The organism is Pseudomonas moorei (genome assembly GCF_042846945.1).
In the GTDB taxonomy this organism is placed as follows: domain Bacteria; phylum Pseudomonadota; class Gammaproteobacteria; order Pseudomonadales; family Pseudomonadaceae; genus Aquipseudomonas; species Aquipseudomonas moorei.
On record NZ_AP035776.1, the window covers coordinates 1,535,464 to 1,556,220 of the forward strand.

The following is a 20,757-nucleotide window of genomic DNA, read 5'->3' on the forward strand; positions in this document are numbered from 1 at the left end:
GCTGCAATCGCCGGCTAGGCTTTGCTCTTCGCAGCGGTCAACGGAGTGACAGCTTATGCACAACACCCTGGAACAGGTTTTCGGTTATCCACAGTTTCGGCCCGGCCAGGAGGCGGCGGTCAGCGCGGTGCTGGCGGGGCGCTCGGCGGCGGCGATTTTCCCCACGGGCTCCGGCAAGTCCCTGTGTTATCAGCTTCCGGCGGTCTTGTTGCCGCACCTGACGCTGGTGGTCTCGCCGTTGCTGGCATTGATGCAGGATCAACTGGCGTTCCTGCAGCGCCACGGCATAGCCGCGGGCAGTATCGATTCGGCCCAGAGCCGCGATGACGCCAGCGATGTCATGGCCCGGGCCAAGTCCGGTGAACTGAAGATTTTGATGATCTCGGTGGAGCGCCTGAAAAACGAGCGCTTTCGCAACTTCTTGCAGCAGGTGCCGATCTCGCTGTTGGTGGTGGACGAGGCGCATTGCATCTCGGAGTGGGGCCATAACTTCCGCCCCGACTACCTCAAGCTTCCCGACTATCAGCGCCAGTTCAACATCCCTCAGGTATTGCTGCTGACGGCGACTGCGACGCCCAAAGTGATCGTCGACATGCAGGGCAAATTCGCCATCGCCCCCGAGGATGTGGTGACCACCGGTTTCTATCGGTCGAACCTCAATCTGTTGGTGGAACCGGTGCGCGGGCAGGACAAGCGCCGACGTCTTGTCGAGTGGATGAGCCAGCGTCCCGACCAGCCGGGCATCGTCTACGTCACTCTGCAGAAAACCGCCGAACAGATCGCCGAGCACCTGGGCCGCCACGGCATTCAGGCCGAGGCCTATCACGCCGGGTTGCCCCATGAGCAACGCGAAGCGATCCAGAAGCGTTTCATGAGCGGGCAGTCCAATTGCATCGTCGCCACCATCGCGTTCGGCATGGGCATCGACAAGAGCGACATCCGCAACGTGGTGCATTTCGACCTGCCCAAATCCATCGAAAACTACAGCCAGGAAATCGGCCGTGCCGGGCGTGACGGACAGCCCTCCGACTGCCTGGTCCTGGCCAACCGCGACAGCCTTAACGTGCTGGAAAACTTTGTCTATGGCGACACCCCGGAGCTGGACGGCATTCGCTGCGTACTCGACGAAATGCAGGCCGCCGCGCCCGAGGGGCAATGGGAGTTTTTGCTGGGGCCGTTGGCGGATCAGAGCAACATTCGTCAACTGCCGCTCAAGACCTTGCTGGTGCAGCTGGAACTGCGGGGCCTGATCGCCCCGCGTTACGCCTACTACGCCGAATACCGTTTCAAGTATTTGCTGCAGCCCGATGCGTTGCTGGCACGTTTCGAGGGCGAGCGCAGGGCGTTCGTCGCGGCGATCATCCAGACTTCCATCCACGCACGAACCTGGGCCACGGTGAATTTCGAGGCGTTGTATCAGCAGCACCAGGCCGAGCGCAGCCGGGTGGTCAAGGCGCTGGATTACTTTCAGGAGAAGGGTTGGGTCGAACTGGAAAGCAAGCAGATGACCGAGGTCTATAGCCTGCTGCAAACCGGCTTTGATAGCGTCGCGTTGAGTGAAGAACTGCATGGGTATTTCACCCGGCATGAACAAACCGAGATCGCGCGGATTCACGCCATGCTGGATCTGTTCGCTACCGAGCAATGCCTGGGTTTTCGCCTGGCCGAGTATTTCGGCGACGCCAATGCCCCAACGCGATGCGGACATTGCTCGGTGTGTCACGGGCAGGTGGCGCGATTGCCGGAGCCACCGCCATTGCCGGCGCTTGTGGATAAAAACTTTGAGCGCTTGTGCGGGGATTTTATCCACAGGCACAAACAGTACACAGGCGGTGTGCCATCGGCCGAGCGGGTGACGCGGTTTCTCTGCGGAATCAGCGTGCCGCTGTTCACCAAACTCAAGGCGCGGGCGATCTCGGGGTTTGCAGTGCTTGAGGATTATCCGTACGCCGAGGTACGTGAGTGGACTGAACAGCATCTGGCAAGCACGGTGTCCCCTGGCGATGCTTCGTGACACGTTTTTCGACGTAGACTGGCTGCCCGACTTCAGGAACCCGCACCGATGCCTCAACGCTCCGACTACCCGCATTTCCAAGCCATCACCACGCGCTGGCACGACAACGATGCCTATGGTCACGTGAACAACGTGACCTACTACAGCTTCTTCGATACGGCGGTGAATACTTATTTGATCGAGGTCGGGGGGCTGGATATCCACGAAGGCCAGGTGGTGGGCTTCGTGGTGAGTTCGGCCTGTGACTACTTCGCTTCCATCGCCTTCCCGGACCGGATCGAAATCGGCTTGCGGGTGGGCAAGTTGGGCAACAGTTCGGTGCAGTATGAGCTGGCAGTGTTCAAGGCCGGGGAAGACGAAGCCTGCGCGGCGGGGCGCTTTGTGCATGTGTTTGTGGATCGTGCGTCCAATCAGCCGGTGGCAATTCCCGGGCAGTTGCGCGCAGCGCTGGAGCGCCTGGTGGTTTAGACAGGCAAAAAAAATCGCAGCCCTTGGGCTGCGATTTTATGAAGTACCGGCTGACGAGGCGATCGAGGCCTCAGTCGCGGTCGTGATAGTACCTGTGGTGTTTGCGATGCCCATAGGCATGGCCGCGCCCCGGGTGATCGTCACGGTAGTAACGACGATCATCATGGCCACGATAGGAACGACGATTGTCGTCATCGTCGTTACTCAGGTTACCCATGTGGTTACCCAGCGCGCCACCCAGGCCGCCGCCTGCCGCGGAGCCGATCAGGCTGCCGGAGGTGCCGCCCATGCTGCGGCCGACCACGTTACCGCCTGCTGCGCCCAGCGCACCACCAATGGCTGCTTCGCCACGGCTGTGTTTGTTTGCGCCGACTGCGCTACCACCCGCGCCGCCCAGGGCCGCGCCAATGGTGGAACCTGTATTGCCGCCTAACGACTGACCGACGACTGAGCCCAGAACCCCGCCCAATGCGCCGCCCACACCTGCTTCGGTGGTGCCGCCAGCGGAGGCGAAGCCACTGACCAGGCCAAGGGACAACAAGAGAATCGAGGAGAACTTCATAAAGGAACCTCAAGGGGATGACGGCGCGATCCTGAGGCTGTGTCAGGAGTGTGACAATCGAAATCCGACGAGTAACACGACTTGCGCACATTTCGATAAGTTACTGTTTTTGGGGCGGAACTTAACGGTTTCAGGCCGGTCTGTAGCTACTTGGCAAAGGCCGTTTTTGAGAAAAAACGGCCTTTTTTGTGGGCGATGGGAAAGTGATTGCCCCGCAATATTTGTTGTCTGTGATGGCGCCATCGCGAGCAAGCTCGCTCCCACAATGGATCTGTGTTGACACAAAAATCGGTGGGGGCGAGCTTGCTCGCGATAGTGCTGGATCAGTCGCCGCTTAAGCCGACCTGGCCATGATCAATCCGGTCTCGCTCGCCGCTTCCAGGCGGATGGCGACGAACTTCGAGGTGGGCGTATGGCTGCCATCCCCAGTGCTTTCCAGCGGCACCAAGGGGTTCACTTCCGGATAGTAGGCTGCCGCTTGCCCGGCCGGGATATCAGACGCCAGCAGCGTAAAGCCTTTCACCCGACGCTCCAGGCCATCATCCCAGATTGATACGATGTCAGCCTTCTGCCCCGGCTTGAAGCCCAGGCGAATGATGTCGGCTTCGTTGACGAACAACACGTCACGCTGGCCTTTCACCCCGCGATAGCGGTCATTGAGCCCATAGATCGTGGTGTTGTACTGATCGTGGGAGCGCATCGATTGCAGGATCAGGTCCGGCAGTACGCCGGTGGCGCGGGTGCGCTCATGCACCAGGTTCTCCGGCAGCGCATTCGGGCGGAAATTGGCTCGGCCTGACGCGGTGTTCCACTTGCGCGCACCGGCGCTGTTGCCGAGGTAGAAGCCACCCGGATTCTTGATTTTCTCGTTGAAGTCCTTGAAGCCAGGGATGGTGTCGGCAATCAGGTCGCGGATGCGCCTGTAGTCCGCTACCAACCAGTTCCAGTCCACCGGGTGGCTGCCCAGCGTGGCTGCCGCGATGCCGGCCAGAATCGCCGGCTCCGAACGCATCTGGTTCGACAGCGGTTCCAATTGGCCATTGGAGGCGTGGACCATGCTGAACGAGTCCTCGACGGTGACCGCTTGGGGGCCTTCGGTTTGTCGGTCGATGTCGGTGCGACCCAGGCACGGCAGAATCAATGCGTCCTTACCGTGGGCCAGATGGCTACGGTTGAGCTTGGTGCTGATCTGCACGGTCAGGTCGCAATTGCTCAGGGCCTGGAAGGTCCGTGGGCTGTCGGGAGTGGCTTGGGCGAAGTTACCGCCCAGGGCAATGAACACTTTTGCCCGACCCTCGGCCATGGCGTGAATCGCTTCAACCACGTTGTGGCCGTTTTCGCGCGGCACTCTGAACTGGAAACGACGCTCCAGCGCATCGAGGAACGCCACCGGCGGGCGCTCGTTGATGCCCATGGTCCGATCGCCCTGCACGTTACTGTGGCCACGCACCGGGCACAGGCCCGCGCCCGGCCGCCCGATGTTGCCGCGCAGCAGCATCAGGTTGGCAATTTCCTGGATGGTCGCCACCGAGTGACGATGCTGGGTGATGCCCATCGCCCAGCACATGATGACGTTCTTGCCCTTGGCGTACATGCGCGCCGCCTGCTCGATTTCCACCAGAGGCAGGCCGGATTGCTCGACGATCTGCTCCCACGGGGTGTCGTCGATGACCGCGAGGTAATCCAGCACGTTGACGCAGTGCTCATTGAGGAACTCGTGATCGAACACGGCAGGTTCCCCCGCCTTCTGCGCGTCGCGCTCCCACTGCAACAGGAACTTGGCCATGCCGCGCATGATCGCCATGTCGCCGCCCAGTGCCGGGCGGAAGTATGCGGTGTTGGTCGGCTTGTCGCGGTTGGTGAGCATTTCGATCGGGTGTTGCGGGTGCTGGAAGCGTTCCAGGCCCCGTTCCTTGAGCGGGTTGATGCACACCACTTGTGCGCCGCGTTTCACCGCTTCGCGCAGCGGCTCAAGCATCCGCGGGTGGTTGGTGCCGGGGTTCTGGCCCCAGACGAAAATGGCATCGGCGTGTTCAAAGTCATCGAAAGTCAGGGTGCCTTTGCCGACGCCAACGCTTTGCGCCAACGCGACACCACTGGCTTCATGGCACATGTTCGAGCAGTCGGGGAAGTTGTTGGTGCCATAGGCGCGCACGAACAATTGATAGAGAAAAGCCGCTTCATTGCTGGCACGCCCAGAGGTGTAGAACTCGGCTTGATCCGGGCTCGACAAACCGCGCAGATGCTTGGCGATCAGGGCAAAGGCATCGTCCCAGCTGATAGGTTGGTAGCGATCGGTCTCGGCGTTATAGCGCAATGGCTCGGTCAGGCGGCCCTGGTATTCAAGCCAGTAGTCGCTCTGCTCCAGCAACGAAGTGACACTATGTCTGGCGAAGAATTTGCCATCGACACGCCGTTTGGTCGCTTCCCAGTTCACCGCTTTGGCGCCGTTCTCGCAGAACGCCACCATGCCGCCTTCCAGCGAGTCGCCCCAGGCGCAACCAGGGCAGTCGAAACCGCCGTTCTTGTTGGTCTTGAGCATCATGCGCAGGTTTTTCAGCGCGTTGTCGCTGGTCAACCAGGCCTGGGCGACGCTGATCAGTGCGCCCCAACCACCGGCCGGACCTTTGTAGGGTTTGTAGCGAGGAACGGGTGTCTGGTCGGCTTGACGGTGTTGACTCACGCTTGATTCTCCAAAGCCGGGCTGTAAACCCGTGGCGCATTCTTTTGTGGCAGATGGATGAGATTGAGGTTGTGACGACGGGCCCATTGCACGGCAAGGCCGGTGGGCGAGGACAGGCTGACCAGGGTCTGGATGCCGGCGCGCAGCACTTTCTGGATCAATTCGAGGCTGCAGCGACTGGTGACAATCGCCAGCCCGCCGGTGGTCGATATGTTGCGACGGATCAGCCCACCAATCAGTTTGTCGAGGGCGTTGTGCCGGCCGATGTCTTCACGACCCAGCAACAATTGGCCCTGATCGTTCATGAACACCGCAGCGTGTACCGCACCGCAATACCGGCCAAGCGGCTGGAACTCACTGATGCGCTGGCGCAGGCCGTCGAGCCATTCGGCGGGCGGCAACGGTGTGCCGGGCAGCACTTGAAGGTCCGGCAATGCCTGTTCGACCGCTTCCACGCCGCAGAGCCCGCAACCGCTGGTGCCGGCCAGTTGCCGACGCTGTTGCTTGAGGTTCCAGAACGCGCGGTTGGCAATGGTCAATTGCGCGTACTGCGCCGAACCCGAGCCACTGAGTTGCAGGTCATAAATCTCGGACGCGTCCTGGATGATGCCGCTTCCAAGGCTGAAGCCGACGACGAAGTCTTCGAGATCGGTCGGTGTCACCAGCATGACCGCCTGGCTGATGCCGTTATAGGCAATCGCCAACGCGACTTCCTCGGCCAGGGCAGTGCTGGCTGATTCGGTGTATTGAAGGTTGCTGTAGCTGTAAGTCTGGCTGGCAGCGGGCTCGGGCGTTGTGGAGGCGGGCGCCGAGCAGTCAGGGCGCTTGGCGTTCATGGCATCACCTACGGTTTGATCAGCTTTAAGACTAGGCGCGACAACGTGTCGCGTCTAATTGCTATTACTGATCCACCGATAGATGGCGTCGATCAAGCCTTCGGTAGCGATTGCTGCAAAATCGCAAAACAGGCTTCCGCCAACGCTGAGCGTGGGGCGCTGCGCCGCATGATCAGCCCCAGCCGGGCCAGGGTCTGGGCATTGTCGATGGGGTGCAGGCGCAGTTGGTCGGTGAGCTGTTCAAAACCGCCGTCCAGCGGCATCACGGCACAGCACAGACCGCCGTGCACCGCTTGTAGCAATTGATGCACCGCGTCGGTTTGCAGCAACGGTTGCGGCGTCAGGCCACGGATGTGGAAGTTGTGGTCAATGGACTGGCGAAAGTGCATGCCACTGGTGAGCATGCCCAGCGGCAGCTCGATCAACGATTCCCAAGTCAGAGGCGACTCGCCGAAGTTGAAGAAACGCTGATCGTACAGCAGGCCCATGCGCGCTTCGCTGAACGTCAGCGACTCGAAGCGTTCACCGTCCAGGCGCTCCAGATAAGAAACGCCGATATCCAGCCGGTTGTTCGCCAGTTGTTCGAGGATCTGCTCGGAGCTCAACGCCGACAGTTCGAAGCGCAGGTTCGGGTGTTGCGCGTGCAGGTGTTGCAGCAGCGGCAGTGGATCGAAACTCGACAACGGCACCACGCCCAGGCGCAAAGTACCGACCAGGTTGCCACGACAGGCGGCGGCCTCGGCGTACAAGCCGTCGTAGGCGGCCAACACCGTGCGCGCCCAGGCCAGCACCCGCTCGCCCGGCGCGGTGAAGCCTTCGAAGCGCTGACCGCGATTGACCAGCGGCAAGTCGAGCTCTTCTTCAAGGTTGCGCAGGCGCATGGACAGGGTCGGCTGGGTGATGTGGCAGCGCGCGGCGGCCTGGCCGAAATGACGGGTTTCGTCGAGAGCGATGAGGAATTTCAGCTGCTTGATGTCCATCTTCGCTCCAGGGCGGCTCCAGGGGTTGAGCAGGTGCCGATTCTATCTCCCGGGGGAAGCGGCGTCATTGGTCGGGTTGGATCCACAAGTCACGGGGGTGGTCTAGGCTTTTGCGTCTGAACACTTAATTCCCATGGAGAGCGCCCGATGAGTCTGTTCAGTTTTCTAAAAGAAGCCGGTGAAAAAATCCTCGATGCACTGACGCCGGACAAGGCCGAAGCCAACAGTGAAGCATTGACCCGACATGTGCAAAGCGCGCTGACGGGAATCGACACGTCGAAGATTCAGGTGAAGGTCGAGGGCGATAAGGTCATTGCCAGCGGCGAAGCGAATACGCAGGAAGAGAAGGAAAAAATCCTCCTGGCACTGGGCAACGTGGCGGGTGTCAGCGGCGTTGAAGACCAGATCACCGTGATCGGGCCTGTGGTCGTGGCGGCGAAGTTTGTCGTGGTCGAGAAGGGCGACACGCTGAGCGCCATTTCCCTGCGTGTGTACGGCAATGCCAACCTGTACAACAAAATTTTCGAAGCCAACAAACCGATGCTCAAGGATGTGAACAAGATCTATCCGGGGCAGTCGTTGCGAATTCCCGAGTAAAGACAAAACCCGTGACGAGGGAGCTTGCCCCCGCTGGAGGGCGAAGCACTCCCAATCCGGCTAATGTGTTCTTTCTGATAGATCATGTCAGCTGAAGTGTGCCTGCTGCGCAGCCAAGCGGGAGCAAGCTCCCTCGCCACAATGACGGTGTCGGGTCTCAAAGCCCGGCAATCAAATCTCGATAATCCTCCACCGCCGCAAACTCTGCCGTGTCCTTCGGCCCTTTTCGGCTGTCCGGCTCTTTCACGGCCAGCAAATGCGTCACGCCAAATTCCCGGGCACTGCGCAGGATCGGCAGGGTGTCATCGATAAACAGGCTGCGCGCCGGATCGAAGTCGATGTCCGCCTGCAACGCCTCCCAGAACTGGGGGTTTTCCTTGGGGAAACCGTAGTCGTGGGAGCTGATCAAGCGTTCGAAGTAGGGCGCCAGTTCGATTTTTTCCAGCTTCAATGACAGGGAGTCACGGTGGGCATTGGTGATCAGCACCACGCGTTTGCCGGCCCGTTTGATCGCCGCCAGGAAGGTGTCCGCATCGGGGCGCAGGGCGATCAGGTGCGCGGTTTCCAGCTTCAGTTCGCGCACCGGCAGCTTGAGTTCGGCACTCCAGAAATCCAGGCAATACCACTGCAATTGACCGGCGTTGCGCTCGAACAGCGGCTGCAGTTCCAGCTCGGCCATGGCCCGGCTTATCCCGTGCAAGTCGGCATAACGCTGGGGCAGGTGCTCCAGCCAGAAATGGTTGTCGAAGTGCAGGTCCAGCAGCGTGCCGTCCATGTCCAGCAGAACGGTGTCGATGTCGTGCCAGGGCAGCGGGGACATAAAAACTTCTCCAGCGTAAAAAAGGTATCCGAAGACAACAATCAGGATAGGCCGGGTATAGTAACCCGCTATTGCCCAGGAGCCGCTCATGCGCCAGAAACCCACCGTCCTCGCCCGCGAGATCGTCGCCACCAGCCGTTTGTTCTGTGTCGAAGAGCTGAAGTTGCGCTTTTCCAATGGCGTGGAGCGCACTTATGAGCGATTGGTAGGCAAGGGTGCCGGGTATGGCGCGGTGATGGTCGTGGCGATGCTCGATGCCGATCATGCGGTGCTGGTCGAAGAGTATTGCGGCGGCACCGATGCATACGAACTGTCGCTGCCCAAAGGCTTGATCGAGCCGGGTGAAGACGTGCTGGCGGCGGCCGAGCGGGAGCTCAAGGAAGAGGCTGGTTTCGGTGCGCGGCAATTGGAGCATCTGACCGAGTTGTCGTTGTCGCCCGGCTACATGAGCCAGAAGATCCAGGTGGTGCTGGCCACCGACCTCTATGAGGAACGTCTGGAGGGCGACGAGCCGGAGCCGATGGGTCAGAGCAAGGTCAACCTGCGCGAGCTGTCCGCTCTGGCGCAAAACCCGCAGTTCACTGAGGGGCGAGCCTTGGCGGCGCTGTACCTGGCCCGCGACCTGCTGACTCAGCGCGGAGTGTTCCTGCCATGAATTTTCCTCATCCATTGATGGCGCCGGTGGTTGAACTGGCCTTGCAGGCGGGCGACGCGATCCTGCCGTTCTGGCGCACAGGCACGGCGGTGACAGCCAAGGCCGACGACTCTCCGGTGACCGCCGCCGACCTGGCTGCCCATCATCTGATTCTGGCCGGGCTGACGGCCCTCGATCCGAGCATTCCGGTGCTGTCCGAAGAGGACGCCAACATCCCCCGGAGCGTGCGCGCCGGGTGGCAGCGCTGGTGGCTGGTCGATCCGCTGGACGGGACCAAGGAATTCATTTCCGGCAGTGAAGAGTTCACCGTCAACATCGCCCTGATCGAGCAGGGGCGTGTGGTGTTTGGTGTGGTGTCGATGCCGACCAGCGGACGTTTTTACGTGGGCGGTGCCGGGTTGGGCGCCTGGCGTGGCGACAGGGGTGAAGCGCCGCTGCCGATTCAGGTTCGCGAAGTGCCGCCAGCGGGTGTGGCGTTCACCGTAGTCGCCAGCCGTCGCCATTCCAGCCCTGAACAGGAACGTTTGCTGGCCGGGTTGAGCGCCAGCCTGGGCAAGCTGGAACTGGCCAATATCGGCAGCTCACTGAAGTTTTGCCTGTTGGCCGAAGGGGCGGCGGATTGTTATCCGCGCCTGGCACCGACTTCGCAGTGGGACACGGCGGCCGCGCAAGGCGTGCTGGAAGGGGCGGGTGGCGAGGTGCTGGAGTTGAGTGGCGCGCCATTCAGCTATCCGGCGCGGGAATCGCTATTGAATGAGTTCTTTTTGGCGCTGCCGGCGAAGGCGGCGTGGCGGGATAAATTGTTGGCGCTGGCTAACCTGTAGCTGGCTTGCCAGCGATGCGGTGTGTCTGACACACCGCGTTGCATGAATCGCCAGCAAGCCGGCTCCTACGATGGTCATTGCGCTTCAGCGGTGCAGTACGTACTGCCCGGTGAACGTCACGGCGTCTTCCTCGCTTCCCGCATTCACGACCCGCGTATGCAGGGTCAAACGCGCCCGGCCGTAACGCTGGTACATGGTCAGGAATTTCTTCCACACCGCAGCACTCGGCGCCTGGCAAATGGCGTTCGCATCGCCGGTGACGGGAAGCGGGTAGCTGATCTGCCCTTCCTGTATCACGATGTGCCCGTCTTCAATGCCTTCTTCTTTCATTCGCAAATGCAGCCAGCCCCAGCCGGCCAACACCGCGCCGCAATACAGGCTGCCGCCGAACATGGTGCTCTTGTGGTTGACGTTGGCGTCCAGCGGCAAATACAGGCGCAGCTGCTGATCGTGCCAGTCGAGCACTTTGAGGCCCATGTCCCGCGTGAGGGGGATGTCGTGATGGAGTACGGTTTCCAGGTAACGACTGTCGCGGTTCATGCAAGGCCTCTTGTTTTAAATGGATGATTTGACCGTGGCTCAATCGAGCTCGTCGGTGTGGCTGGAGGCGCCACTGTCGGCGAAGCTCAAGCCGTGCTTGCGCAGCTTGTCGTGCAAGGTCTTGCGTGGAATGCCCAAGGCTTCGGCGACGCTGCGCAGCGAGCTGTGCGAGCGCGCCAGTTCGGCGGCGATCAGGGTTTTTTCGAAGTTTTCCACTTGCTCGCTCAGGCCACCGCTGACCGCTGTCAGCGGTGCTCCCGTAGCGTCTTGCAGCTCTGTGTTGTCCAGTGCCAGCTCCAGGCCGAGGGCGAAACGTTCGGCGGCGTTTTGCAGTTCGCGCACGTTGCCCGGCCAGGTATGGCGCAGCAGCTGCGCCCGTTGCCCCGGTTGCAGCTCGTTGGGCGGCAAGCCGTGGCGGGCGCTGGCCTCATCGGCGAAATGCTGGAACAGCATCAAGGTATCTTCGCCGCGCTCGCGCAGGGGTGGAATACGCAGCGGTGCGACATTCAGTCGGTAATACAGGTCGGCGCGAAAACGTCCCTGATCGGCGGACTGGCGCAGGTCTTCCTTGGTGGCGGCGATGATGCGGATGTCCAGCGGAATCAGCTGATTGCCGCCCAAGCGTTCGACCACCCGTTCTTGCAGCAACCGCAGCAATTTCACCTGCACATCCAGGCTCATGCTTTCGATTTCATCGAGGAACAGCGTGCCGCCGTTGGCGAATTCGAACTTGCCGATACGGCGTTTCTGCGCGCCCGTGAAGGCGCCCGGTTCGTGACCGAACAGCTCGCTTTCAACCACCGACTCGGCCAGTGCGCCGGCATTGATTGCCACGAACGGACCGCTGCGTCTGTTCGACAGGTCATGCAGCGCCCGCGCGACCACTTCTTTGCCGGCCCCGGTTTCGCCAAGGATCAGCACGTCGGCCTTGGTCGCCGCCAAGGCCCCGATTTGTTGGCGCAGCCGTAGCATCGAGGGCGATTGCCCGACCAGGCGGGCGCTCAATTCATTGCGATCGCTCAGGGCCAGACGCAGGCTGCGGTTGTCCAGCACCAGTCGGCGCAAGGCCAGGGCGCGACGTACGCTGTCGAGCAGAGCGTCGCTGGCGAAAGGTTTTTCCAGGAAGTCGTAGGCCCCGGCGCGCATGGCCTGCACCGCCAGGGGCACGTCACCGTGACCGGTAATCAGCAGCACCGGCAACTCCGGGTCCTGGGCGTGGAGTTCCGTCAGCAGTTCCAGGCCGTCCATGCCTGGCATGCGGATATCGCTCACCACCACGCCCGGCCAGTCGCGTTCCAGTTGTGCGGCCAGGCCTTTGGCTTCGGCCAGTGGCAGGATTTTCAGGCCGGCCAGATCCAGCGTCTGGCTCAGGGCCTGGCGCAGGTGGGGATCGTCGTCGATCAACACGACCTGGATGCGGTTGTCGATGGTCATGCACTTCGGTCCTCGGACGGTTGCAGGCTCACACCCGGTGCGCCTGCGCGCAGCTTCAGGGTAATCAACGCGCCACCTTCCTTGTGGTTGGCGAACGATAGTTCTCCACCGAAGGCGCGCATCAGGGTTTCGCAGATCGCCAGCCCCAGCCCAAGGCCCTGGGTGCGGGTCTTGGTGGTGTAGAAAGGCTCGCTGGCGCGGCCAAGGGCTTCCATGCAAAAGCCGGGGCCATTGTCGCGAATGTACAGGTTGACGCCATCGGCGGTGGATTGGGCACTGAGCCAGAGTTTTCGCGGCGGGCCTTTTTCCGTCAGGGCATCCAGGGCGTTAGCCAGCAGATTGCCGAGCACCTGACGCAGGCGGGTTTCTCCGGCCTCGACCCACAGGGTGGCGGCAGGCAGGTCGCGGATCAGTTCGACCTCCATGCTGCGCCGACGCTTGGCCAGCAATGCCAGGGCATCGTCCAGCGCCGGTTGCAGGGCGACGCTTTCCGGGGCGTGCCGATCACGGCGGGCAAAGGCGCGCAGATGGGCGATGATCGAGGCCATGCGCCCGGTCAGTTCGCTGATCAGCTTGAGGTTGCCCCGCGCATCGTCGGTACGCTGGTGATCGAGCAGCACTTCAGCGTTTTCCGCGTAGCTGCGAATCGCCGCCAGCGGTTGGTTGAGTTCGTGGCTGATGCTCGCCGACATTGTGCCCAGCGCCGACAGTTTGCCGGCCTGCACCAGATCGTCCTGGGCGCGCACCAGTTCTTGCTGGGCCTGTTCGCGCTCCAGCACTTCCTGCTTCAATCGACGGTTGAGGCCTTCCAGATCGCTGGTGCGTTCGGCAACCCGGGCTTCCAGTTCGCGTCGGGCCTTGGCTTCGAAAGCGATTCGTTCAAGGTAATGGCGGCGGCGCTGCATCATCAGGCCGAGCAGCAGCATCAATACCAACAACGTGGCGCCACCGATGGCAACCACCGTGCGCACCGGGCGGTCAATCAGGGTGCGCGGTGCGAGGATGCTGACGTCCCAGCCGGTTTCCGCGATCGACTGGGTCTGGGTCAGCCAGGCGTTGGGATTGAGATTCAAGGGCTGGGGCTCCCGCGTCGGGTAAGGCTGGATCGCGGTGATGGCCTTGCTCTCTTCATCATTCAGCGGACGGGTCGCGCGAAAGCGCCATTCCGGCCGCGAGGTGATGATGACCACGCCGTTATGGTCGGTCAGCAGCAGTTGTTCGGGGGTTTTGCCCCACAGGCTTTCGGTGTGGTCGAGGTCAACCTTCACCACCAGTACGCCGATGATTTTCTCGCCGTCGCGCACCGCCGCGGCGAAGAAGTAGCCGCGTTTGGCGGAAGTGGTGCCCAGCCCGAAAAAGCGCCCGAGCCGCCCGGCCATGGCCTCGCTGAAGTAGGGGCGGAAGGCAAAGTTACGGCCAACGAAACTGTCGTGCTTGTCCCAGTTGGACGCCGCCAGAGTCTTGCCCGTGGTGTCCATCAGATACATGACTTCGGCGCCGGTCTGGGCGCTGATGTTTTTCAGCAGGCGGTTGGCATTGCCCTGGGTGACGCCGTCGTCCGGCGCACCGAGCACAGCGCGCAAGGCCGGCAAATCGCCGAGGATCTGCGGCAGTACTTCATAGCGATGCAGGGTGCCCAACAGGTTGGCGACATAGAGGTCCAGGGTCTGCCGGTTCTGGCTGGCCAGTTCGCTGCGGTAATAGCGCTCGGCCAGATGCTCCAGCGGCCACAACAACGGCGCCAGGCACAAGGCGAGCAGCGCCAGGCTGCGCCAGCGAGGTCTGCGGGGGAGGGTCGGGGTCATAAGCATCGAGCGCCTGTGGGTACAGGCGCATTATGCCTAGGCTTGCGGGCGCAGTCTGCGCACCTTGGGGCGGGTGTGCCTGCTTCAGGCAAATACTTGAGCGTCCTTGAAGAAGGCCGCGACCTTATCCTTGGCCGACAGTTGCGGCTCGGCGTCCAGTTGCCAGTCGATGGCCAGGTCCGGGTCATCCCAACGAATGGCGCGCTCGGACGATGGGTTGTAGTAGTCGGTGGTCTTGTAGAGGAACTCGGCATAGTCGCTCAAGACCACGAAGCCATGGGCAAAGCCTTCAGGAATCCAGAGCTGGCGATTATTGGCGGCGGTTAATCGAATACTGACCCATTGGCCGAAATGCGGCGAGCTGCGGCGAATGTCCACGGCGACGTCGAGCACTTCACCGGCCGTGACGCGAACCAGCTTGCCCTGGGTATTTTCCAGTTGGTAGTGCAGGCCACGAAGCACGCCTTTTTGCGAGCGCGAGTGGTTGTCCTGAACGAATTGCTTTTCTACTCCCGTCGCCGCTGCAAAAGCATTTGCGTTGAAGCTTTCGTAAAAAAATCCTCGCTCATCACCAAAAACCTTGGGTTCGATGATCAGAACGCCGGGTAGGTCGGTGGTAGCTACATTCATGGTGTTTCTCCGGTATTAGACATTTGATGGTCGACATTCTTGCGTAGAGTCTTGTTCAAGTTGAGTGCTGCGTCATTTTTTCTTTTCTGGTTTACCTGGCCTGTCGATCGTCTGGCGGATGACAGGGGGGTTGCGTATCGCCCCGAGCAGTGGCGATATAGGCGCCTAATAAAATTTCAGGGGTTGTTGTATGCCGCTCGCCACGTTGATTCATCGCGCCAGTTTGCCCAGTCCGCAAGTCTCTGCGGAGCAAGCGCTTGAGCTGTTGCAAGAGCATTACGGGCTGGGCGGAAGGTTGCAGGCCCTCGGCAGCCAGCAGGATCTGAACTACCGCGTCGACAGCGACCAGGGCCGTTTCGTCCTGAAAATCTGTCGGGGCGATTATTCGGCGCTGGAGCTGCAAGCCCAGCACGCCGGGCTCAAACATCTGGGCCAACACCCGGACGTGCACGTGCCGCGGGTGATCCCCGCGAAGAATGGTGCGGACCTGCTGACGCTGAAAGTCGGAGGCCAGGCGGTACACGTGCGCTTGCTGGACTACATCGAAGGCCAGTCGCTGACGCATCTGGATCATTTCAATCGTACGGTGGTGGCCGGCTTCGGTCGCTTGTGCGGCGAGATGGACCTGGCGCTGGCGGATTTCGATCATCCGGGGCTGGAGCGCACCCTGCAGTGGGACGCTCGTCATGCTCAGGCGTTGATCGCGCATTTGTTGCCGGTGATCCAGGACGACGCGCAGCGCACATTGATCGCTGAAGCGGCCGGGCAGGCCGAGCGTCATTTGCAGCCGCTGGTGGACAAGCTGCCGGTGCAGGCCATCCACATGGACATCACTGACGATAACGTGGTGTGGCAGCGCGATGCGCAACGCCACTGGCAATTGCAGGGCGTGATCGATTTCGGTGATTTGATCCGCACCTGGCGCATCACTGACCTGTCGGTGACCTGCGCGGCGTTGCTGCATCACGCCGACGGCGACCCGTTCTGCATTTTGCCGGCGGTGCAGGCCTATCACGCGGTCAATCCGCTGACCCATGAAGAGTTGCTGGCATTGTGGCCGCTGATCGTCGCTCGCGCGGCGGTGCTGGTGCTCAGTGGTGAGCAGCAGGTCAGCATCGATCCGGGCAACGACTACAGTCGCGACAACCTCACCCACGAGTGGGAAATCTTCCGCGTGGCCACCTCGGTGCCCCTGGCCTTGATGGAGGCGGCGATCCTGACGTCGGTTGGCCAGAGCCTGCCGGAGATTGGCGGTGAGGGCTTTGCGCCGCTGCTGCCAAGCCTGGTCGGTCGCGAGTTTGCCTTGATCGATCTGGGCGTGCTCAGCCCGCATTTCGAAGCCGGTAACTGGGAGCAGGAGGGCATCGATCAGCGGTTGTTGAACGAAGCGGCCGCCGCCCACGGTCTGGCGGCCAGTCGTTACGGGCAATACCGTTTGTCCCGCACCCGACCGGACAGCGCGATCGAACCGGACACCTGCCCGTTGCATGTCGAGCTGCGGGTGCCCCACGGCACGGCGGTCGAGTCGCCGTTTGCCGGCGTGATCCATCAGCCGTCGCCTGGGGTGTTGCAACTCGACGGCCCGCAACTGAGCGTGCGGCTCTGGGGCGTCACGCCGTCGCTGCATACCGGAGCGGCGCTGGTCAAAGGTCAGGTGCTGGGTGCGGTCAGCGGGCCGCTGATCGTGCAACTGACTCGTGGTGCCTCGTTGACGGCACCGTTGTTCTGCACACCGTCACGTGCAGCCGCCTGGCAAGCCTTGTGCCCGTCACCGGCAGCCCTGCTGGGCCTGGCCTGCGATGCTGAAGCAGAGCTTGACGCACACACCTTGCTGGCCCGTCGCGATGCCAGTTTCGCGCGCACGCAAAAACACTATTACGTCGACCCGCCGCGCATCGAACGCGGCTGGCGCAACCACCTGATCGACATGCAGGGCCGTTCCTACCTCGACATGCTCAACAACGTCGCGGTGCTGGGGCACGGCCATCCGCGCATGGCCGCGGTCGCCAGTCGCCAGTGGTCGCTGCTCAATACCAACTCGCGGTTCAACTACGCGGCCGTTGCCGAGTTTTCCGAGCGTTTGTTGAAGCTGGCCCCGGACTCCATGGACCGCGTGTTCCTGGTCAACAGCGGCAGCGAGGCCAACGACCTGGCAATCCGCCTGGCGTGGGCCTACAGCGGCGGTCGCGACATGCTCAGCGTGCTGGAGGCCTATCACGGCTGGACGGTGGGCGCCGATGCGGTCTCGACCTCGATTGCCGACAACCCGAAAGCCTTGAGCAGTCGTCCGGACTGGGTGCACCCGGTGACGGCACCGAACACCTATCGCGGCGAGTTCCGTGGCCCGGACAGTGCGCCGGACTATGTGCGCAGCGTCGAACACAACCTGGCGAAAATCGCCGAGCAAAAACGCCAACTGGCCGGCTTCATCTGCGAGTCGGTGTACGGCAATGCCGGTGGTATTTCGCTGCCGCCGGGTTACCTGAAGCAGGTCTATGCCATGGTGCGTGCCCAGGGCGGCGTGTGCATCGCCGACGAAGTGCAAGTCGGCTACGGGCGCATGGGCCATTTCTTCTGGGGCTTCGAAGAGCAGGGTGTAGTGCCGGACATCATCACCATGGCCAAAGGCATGGGCAACGGTCAGCCACTGGGCGCGGTGATCACCCGCCGGGAAATCGCCGAAGCACTGGAAGCCGAGGGGTATTTCTTCTCGTCCGCCGGCGGCAGTCCGGTGAGTTGCCAGGTCGGCATGGCGGTGCTGGATGTGATGGAAGAGGAGAAGCTCTGGGAAAACGCGCAGGTCGTTGGCGGATATTTCAAGGAGCGCCTGGAAGCGCTGATCGATATTCATCCGCTGGTGGGCGCGGTGCACGGTTCCGGGTTCTACCTGGGCGTGGAATTGATCCGCAACCGCGAAACCCTGGAGCCTGCGACCGAGGAAACCACCGCGCTGTGCGATCGCTTGCGCGAATTGGGGATCTTCATGCAACCGACGGGCGATTTCCTGAACGTCCTCAAGATCAAACCGCCAATGGTCACCACGCGCCGCAGCGTGGATTTTTTTGTCGACATGCTCTCGAAGGTGCTCTCGGAAGACCTGTAAACACCGCCCCGTAGGAGCGAGCCTGTTCGCGATGAGGTCGTGTCAGTCACGGATGTCTTGACTGAAAGACCGCTATCGCGAGCAAGCTCGCTCCCACAGGAGTCGTGGCGTTAATTCGATTGTTATCGGGTTTAAGTGCTTATTTTTAGACGTAAGGCATATTTGTCGCTTTTAAAGCCGATTTTTATCGGCTATAAAGTCGCCAATGCCAGGGCGTGGATGAACCATGCCCGACCGTCACGCACTTGCCCGGAGATGATTCATGAGCCGTAACGTTACCGTCGCCGCCACTCAGATGGCCTGTTCCTGGGACCTTGAAGGCAATATCGAAGTCGCTGAACGGCTGGTCCGTGAAGCCGCCGCCAAAGGCGCGCAGATCATCCTGATCCAGGAACTGTTCGAGGCGCCGTACTTCTGCCAGAAGCCGAATCCGGATTATCTGCAACTGGCCACGACGGTCGAAGACAACGTCGCCATCAAGCATTTCCAGAAAGTCGCCAAGGAACTGCAAGTGGTGCTGCCGATCAGCTTCTACGAATTGGCCGGCCGCGCTCGTTTCAACAGCATCGCGATCATCGATGCCGACGGCAGTAACCTCGGGATTTATCGTAAAAGCCACATTCCGGACGGTCCTGGTTACCACGAGAAGTACTACTTCAACCCGGGCGATACCGGCTTCAAAGTCTGGAACACCCGGTACGCGAAAATCGGTGTGGGCATCTGCTGGGACCAGTGGTTCCCCGAGGCCGCGCGCAGCATGGCGCTGCAAGGCGCGGAAATTCTGTTCTACCCGACCGCCATCGGCAGCGAGCCCCACGACAAGACCATTTCGTCCCGCGATCACTGGCAACGCGTGCAACAGGGCCATGCCGGCGCTAACCTGATGCCGCTGATCGCCAGTAACCGCATCGGCAACGAAGAACAAGACGGCTACGACATTACCTTCTATGGTTCGTCGTTCATCGCCAACCAGTTCGGCGAGAAGGTGCAGGAACTCAACGAAACCGAAGAAGGCATTCTGGTTCACACCTTCGACCTCGACCAACTGGAACACATCCGCAGCGCGTGGGGCTCGTTCCGTGACCGTCGTCCGAACCTGTACGGCGCGCTGAAAACCCTCGACGGTTCCCTGGAGTCCTGATCGACATGACCACATTGAATAGCACCCCTCGCGCCGACGGCTTTTACATGCCGGCCGAGTGGGCACCACAAACCCAGACCTGGATGGTATGGCCCGAGCGTCCGGACAACTGGCGCCTGGGCGGCAAACCGGCGCAAGCCGCGCATGTGGCGGTGGCCAAGGCCATTGCCCGTTTTGAACCGGTCACAGTGGCCGTTTCCGCCGGCCAGTACGAGAACGCCCGTGCCCGCCTGGACGTGCCGAATATCCGCGTTGTGGAGATGTCCAGCGACGACGCCTGGGTTCGGGATACCGGCCCGACGTTCGTCATCAATAACAATGGCGAAGTCCGTGGCGTGAACTGGGATTTCAATGCCTGGGGCGGTTTCGACGGCGGTCTGTATTCGCCGTGGAACCGTGACTCGCAAGTGGGCGGCAAGATCCTCGAGATCGAGCGCAGCCCGCGCTATCGCACTGAAGGCTTCGTGCTTGAAGGCGGTTCGATCCACGTTGATGGCGAAGGCACGCTGATCACCACCGAAGAATGCCTGCTTAATCGCAATCGAAATCCGCACATGAACCGCGCTGAAATCGAAGCGGTGCTCAGCGCACACCTGGCTGTGGATAAAATCATCTGGCTGCCGGACGGTCTGTTCAACGACGAAACCGACGGCCATGTGGATAACTTCTGCTGCTACGTGCGTCCGGGTGAAGTGCTGCTGGCCTGGACCGATGATCCGCAGGACCCGAACTACCCGCGTTGCCAGGCCGCGATGAAAGTGCTGCAAAGTAGCACCGACGCCAAAGGCCGCCCGTTCACGGTGCACAAAATGCCGATTCCGGGGCCGCTGTACGCCACGGAAGAAGAATGCGCCGGTGTCGATCCGGTGGATGGCACTCAAGAGCGCAACCCGAGCGTTCGTCTGGCCGGTTCCTACGTGAACTTCCTGATCGTCAACGGCGGCATCATTGCCCCAAGCTTCGACGACCCGTTGGATGCGCCAGCAAAGGAAATCCTGCAGAACCTGTTCCCGCAACACGAAGTGGTGATGGTGCCTGGCCGTGAACTGTTACTGGGCGGCGGTAACATCCACTGCCTTACCCAACAACAGCCAGCGCCGCACAAAGAGTGAGTGCAGTTGTAACAGCTTGAGTTGATTGCGAATTCATTCTGGCAAACGTTTTCGTGCCCAACTTCACGGCAAGCCCGCAGTCCTTCAGGACTGCGGGCTTTTTTGTATCCGCCTGTCGACTGTTCGCATACCTTGGCATAGCTCTTGTATCTGTGACGGTGTAATGCAGGGAGGGGGAGAACTTAGTTGTTCTGTCATAAACCTTGGATAAAGTCAGGCCGCTCACAAACCAGGAGAGAGCGCAGAAATGAACGCCGAAGTGAATGTGGTGAGCGAGCGCACGTTGCATCCCCTGGCGGTAAACGGCGAATCGCTCCAGATCCTGGCGCACTGGTTCAAGTCCAATGGAACGCGTCAGATCGCAGAAAGTGATCCGCGCCGGATGATGATCGAGCGCTACCCCGCTGGCTTGTTCAGCGAAGCGGAGCTGGATGCGTTGTGGGATGTGATGGAAGGATAAGAAGAAAAACAACGGATTGATAAACGAAAAACGCTGCCGGGATGGCAGCGTTTTTTTATGGACGAAGTTTTTGTCATCGCCGCTGACGCTTGG

The 20,757-nt window shown here is 61.2% G+C and carries 18 protein-coding genes; 9 read left to right on the forward strand and 9 right to left on the reverse strand.

The window, feature by feature from the left end:
* Positions 1-55: 55 nt before the first annotated feature.
* Both ACGJAX_RS07265 and ACGJAX_RS07270 read left to right on the forward strand, forming a co-directional pair.
* Entirely contained in the window at positions 56-2,014 is a 1,959-nt protein-coding gene (locus ACGJAX_RS07265) for a RecQ family ATP-dependent DNA helicase (protein WP_390958135.1), read from the forward strand.
* A 48-nt stretch (positions 2,015-2,062) separates the two neighbouring features.
* A complete protein-coding gene (locus ACGJAX_RS07270; protein WP_248916155.1) occupies positions 2,063-2,482 on the forward strand; it encodes a thioesterase family protein in 420 nt (139 codons plus the stop codon).
* A 70-nt stretch (positions 2,483-2,552) separates the two neighbouring features.
* On the opposite strand, the gene ACGJAX_RS07275 is transcribed toward ACGJAX_RS07270, so the two are convergent.
* From ACGJAX_RS07275 to ACGJAX_RS07290, 4 genes are all read right to left on the reverse strand, one after another.
* Positions 2,553-3,044 carry a glycine zipper domain-containing protein gene (locus ACGJAX_RS07275; RefSeq protein ID WP_390958137.1) on the reverse strand — a complete coding sequence of 164 codons (492 nt, stop codon included), beginning with the start codon at positions 3,042-3,044 and terminating at the stop codon, positions 2,553-2,555.
* Between the two features lie 334 nt (positions 3,045-3,378).
* Positions 3,379-5,727, reverse strand: a complete 2,349-nt coding sequence (locus tag ACGJAX_RS07280; RefSeq protein WP_390958139.1) for an FdhF/YdeP family oxidoreductase — start codon at positions 5,725-5,727, stop codon at positions 3,379-3,381.
* On the reverse strand, positions 5,724-6,563 hold the full coding sequence (fdhD, locus tag ACGJAX_RS07285; RefSeq protein WP_390958141.1) for a formate dehydrogenase accessory sulfurtransferase FdhD: 840 nt from the start codon (positions 6,561-6,563) through the stop codon (positions 5,724-5,726). The genes ACGJAX_RS07280 and fdhD overlap by 4 nt, the downstream gene beginning before the upstream one ends.
* A 92-nt stretch (positions 6,564-6,655) precedes the next feature.
* Positions 6,656-7,543, reverse strand: a complete 888-nt coding sequence (locus ACGJAX_RS07290; RefSeq protein ID WP_090327903.1) for a LysR family transcriptional regulator — start codon at positions 7,541-7,543, stop codon at positions 6,656-6,658.
* A gap of 147 nt (positions 7,544-7,690) precedes the next feature.
* On the opposite strand from ACGJAX_RS07290, the gene lysM reads away from it, so the two are divergent.
* Positions 7,691-8,140 (forward strand): peptidoglycan-binding protein LysM, encoded by a 450-nt coding sequence (lysM, locus tag ACGJAX_RS07295; RefSeq protein WP_090327905.1) that lies wholly within the window; start codon positions 7,691-7,693, stop codon positions 8,138-8,140.
* A 157-nt stretch (positions 8,141-8,297) separates the two neighbouring features.
* Here lysM and yrfG read toward each other — a convergent pair whose 3' ends face one another.
* Positions 8,298-8,960, reverse strand: a complete 663-nt coding sequence (gene yrfG, locus ACGJAX_RS07300) for a GMP/IMP nucleotidase (protein ID WP_390958143.1) — start codon at positions 8,958-8,960, stop codon at positions 8,298-8,300.
* Between the two features lie 88 nt (positions 8,961-9,048).
* Here yrfG and nudE point away from each other — a divergent pair, with 88 nt between their 5' ends.
* A complete protein-coding gene (gene nudE / locus ACGJAX_RS07305) occupies positions 9,049-9,615 on the forward strand; it encodes an ADP compounds hydrolase NudE (protein ID WP_090327911.1) in 567 nt (188 codons plus the stop codon).
* A complete protein-coding gene (gene cysQ, locus ACGJAX_RS07310; RefSeq protein ID WP_390958145.1) occupies positions 9,612-10,439 on the forward strand; it encodes a 3'(2'),5'-bisphosphate nucleotidase CysQ in 828 nt (275 codons plus the stop codon). Before nudE ends, cysQ begins: the two co-directional genes overlap by 4 nt.
* 84 nt (positions 10,440-10,523) lie before the next feature.
* Here cysQ and ACGJAX_RS07315 read toward each other — a convergent pair whose 3' ends face one another.
* The 4 genes from ACGJAX_RS07315 to rfbC form a co-directional block, all read right to left on the reverse strand.
* Positions 10,524-10,979, reverse strand: coding sequence for a YiiD C-terminal domain-containing protein (locus ACGJAX_RS07315; protein WP_247256680.1), 456 nt, complete (start codon positions 10,977-10,979; stop codon positions 10,524-10,526).
* 39 nt (positions 10,980-11,018) lie between these two features.
* Positions 11,019-12,413, reverse strand: a complete 1,395-nt coding sequence (locus tag ACGJAX_RS07320) for a sigma 54-interacting transcriptional regulator (RefSeq protein ID WP_390958147.1) — start codon at positions 12,411-12,413, stop codon at positions 11,019-11,021.
* Positions 12,410-14,218 (reverse strand): ATP-binding protein, encoded by a 1,809-nt coding sequence (locus ACGJAX_RS07325; RefSeq protein ID WP_090327924.1) that lies wholly within the window; start codon positions 14,216-14,218, stop codon positions 12,410-12,412. Before ACGJAX_RS07325 ends, ACGJAX_RS07320 begins: the two co-directional genes overlap by 4 nt.
* 84 nt (positions 14,219-14,302) lie before the next feature.
* A complete protein-coding gene (rfbC, locus tag ACGJAX_RS07330) occupies positions 14,303-14,848 on the reverse strand; it encodes a dTDP-4-dehydrorhamnose 3,5-epimerase (RefSeq protein WP_390958149.1) in 546 nt (181 codons plus the stop codon).
* Between the two features lie 190 nt (positions 14,849-15,038).
* Between rfbC and ACGJAX_RS07335 the strand changes: the two genes are divergently transcribed.
* The 4 genes from ACGJAX_RS07335 to ACGJAX_RS07350 all read left to right on the forward strand — a co-directional run bounded on the left by ACGJAX_RS07335 (position 15,039) and on the right by ACGJAX_RS07350 (position 20,664).
* Positions 15,039-17,951 (forward strand): aminotransferase, encoded by a 2,913-nt coding sequence (locus tag ACGJAX_RS07335; RefSeq protein ID WP_390958151.1) that lies wholly within the window; start codon positions 15,039-15,041, stop codon positions 17,949-17,951.
* Positions 17,952-18,213: 262 nt separating this feature from the next.
* A complete protein-coding gene (gene aguB, locus ACGJAX_RS07340; protein WP_090327934.1) occupies positions 18,214-19,092 on the forward strand; it encodes an N-carbamoylputrescine amidase in 879 nt (292 codons plus the stop codon).
* A gap of 5 nt (positions 19,093-19,097) precedes the next feature.
* A complete protein-coding gene (gene aguA / locus ACGJAX_RS07345) occupies positions 19,098-20,204 on the forward strand; it encodes an agmatine deiminase (RefSeq protein ID WP_090327937.1) in 1,107 nt (368 codons plus the stop codon).
* 247 nt (positions 20,205-20,451) lie between these two features.
* Positions 20,452-20,664, forward strand: a complete 213-nt coding sequence (locus ACGJAX_RS07350) for a hypothetical protein (protein WP_090327941.1) — start codon at positions 20,452-20,454, stop codon at positions 20,662-20,664.
* The last annotated feature ends 93 nt before the right edge of the window (positions 20,665-20,757 follow it).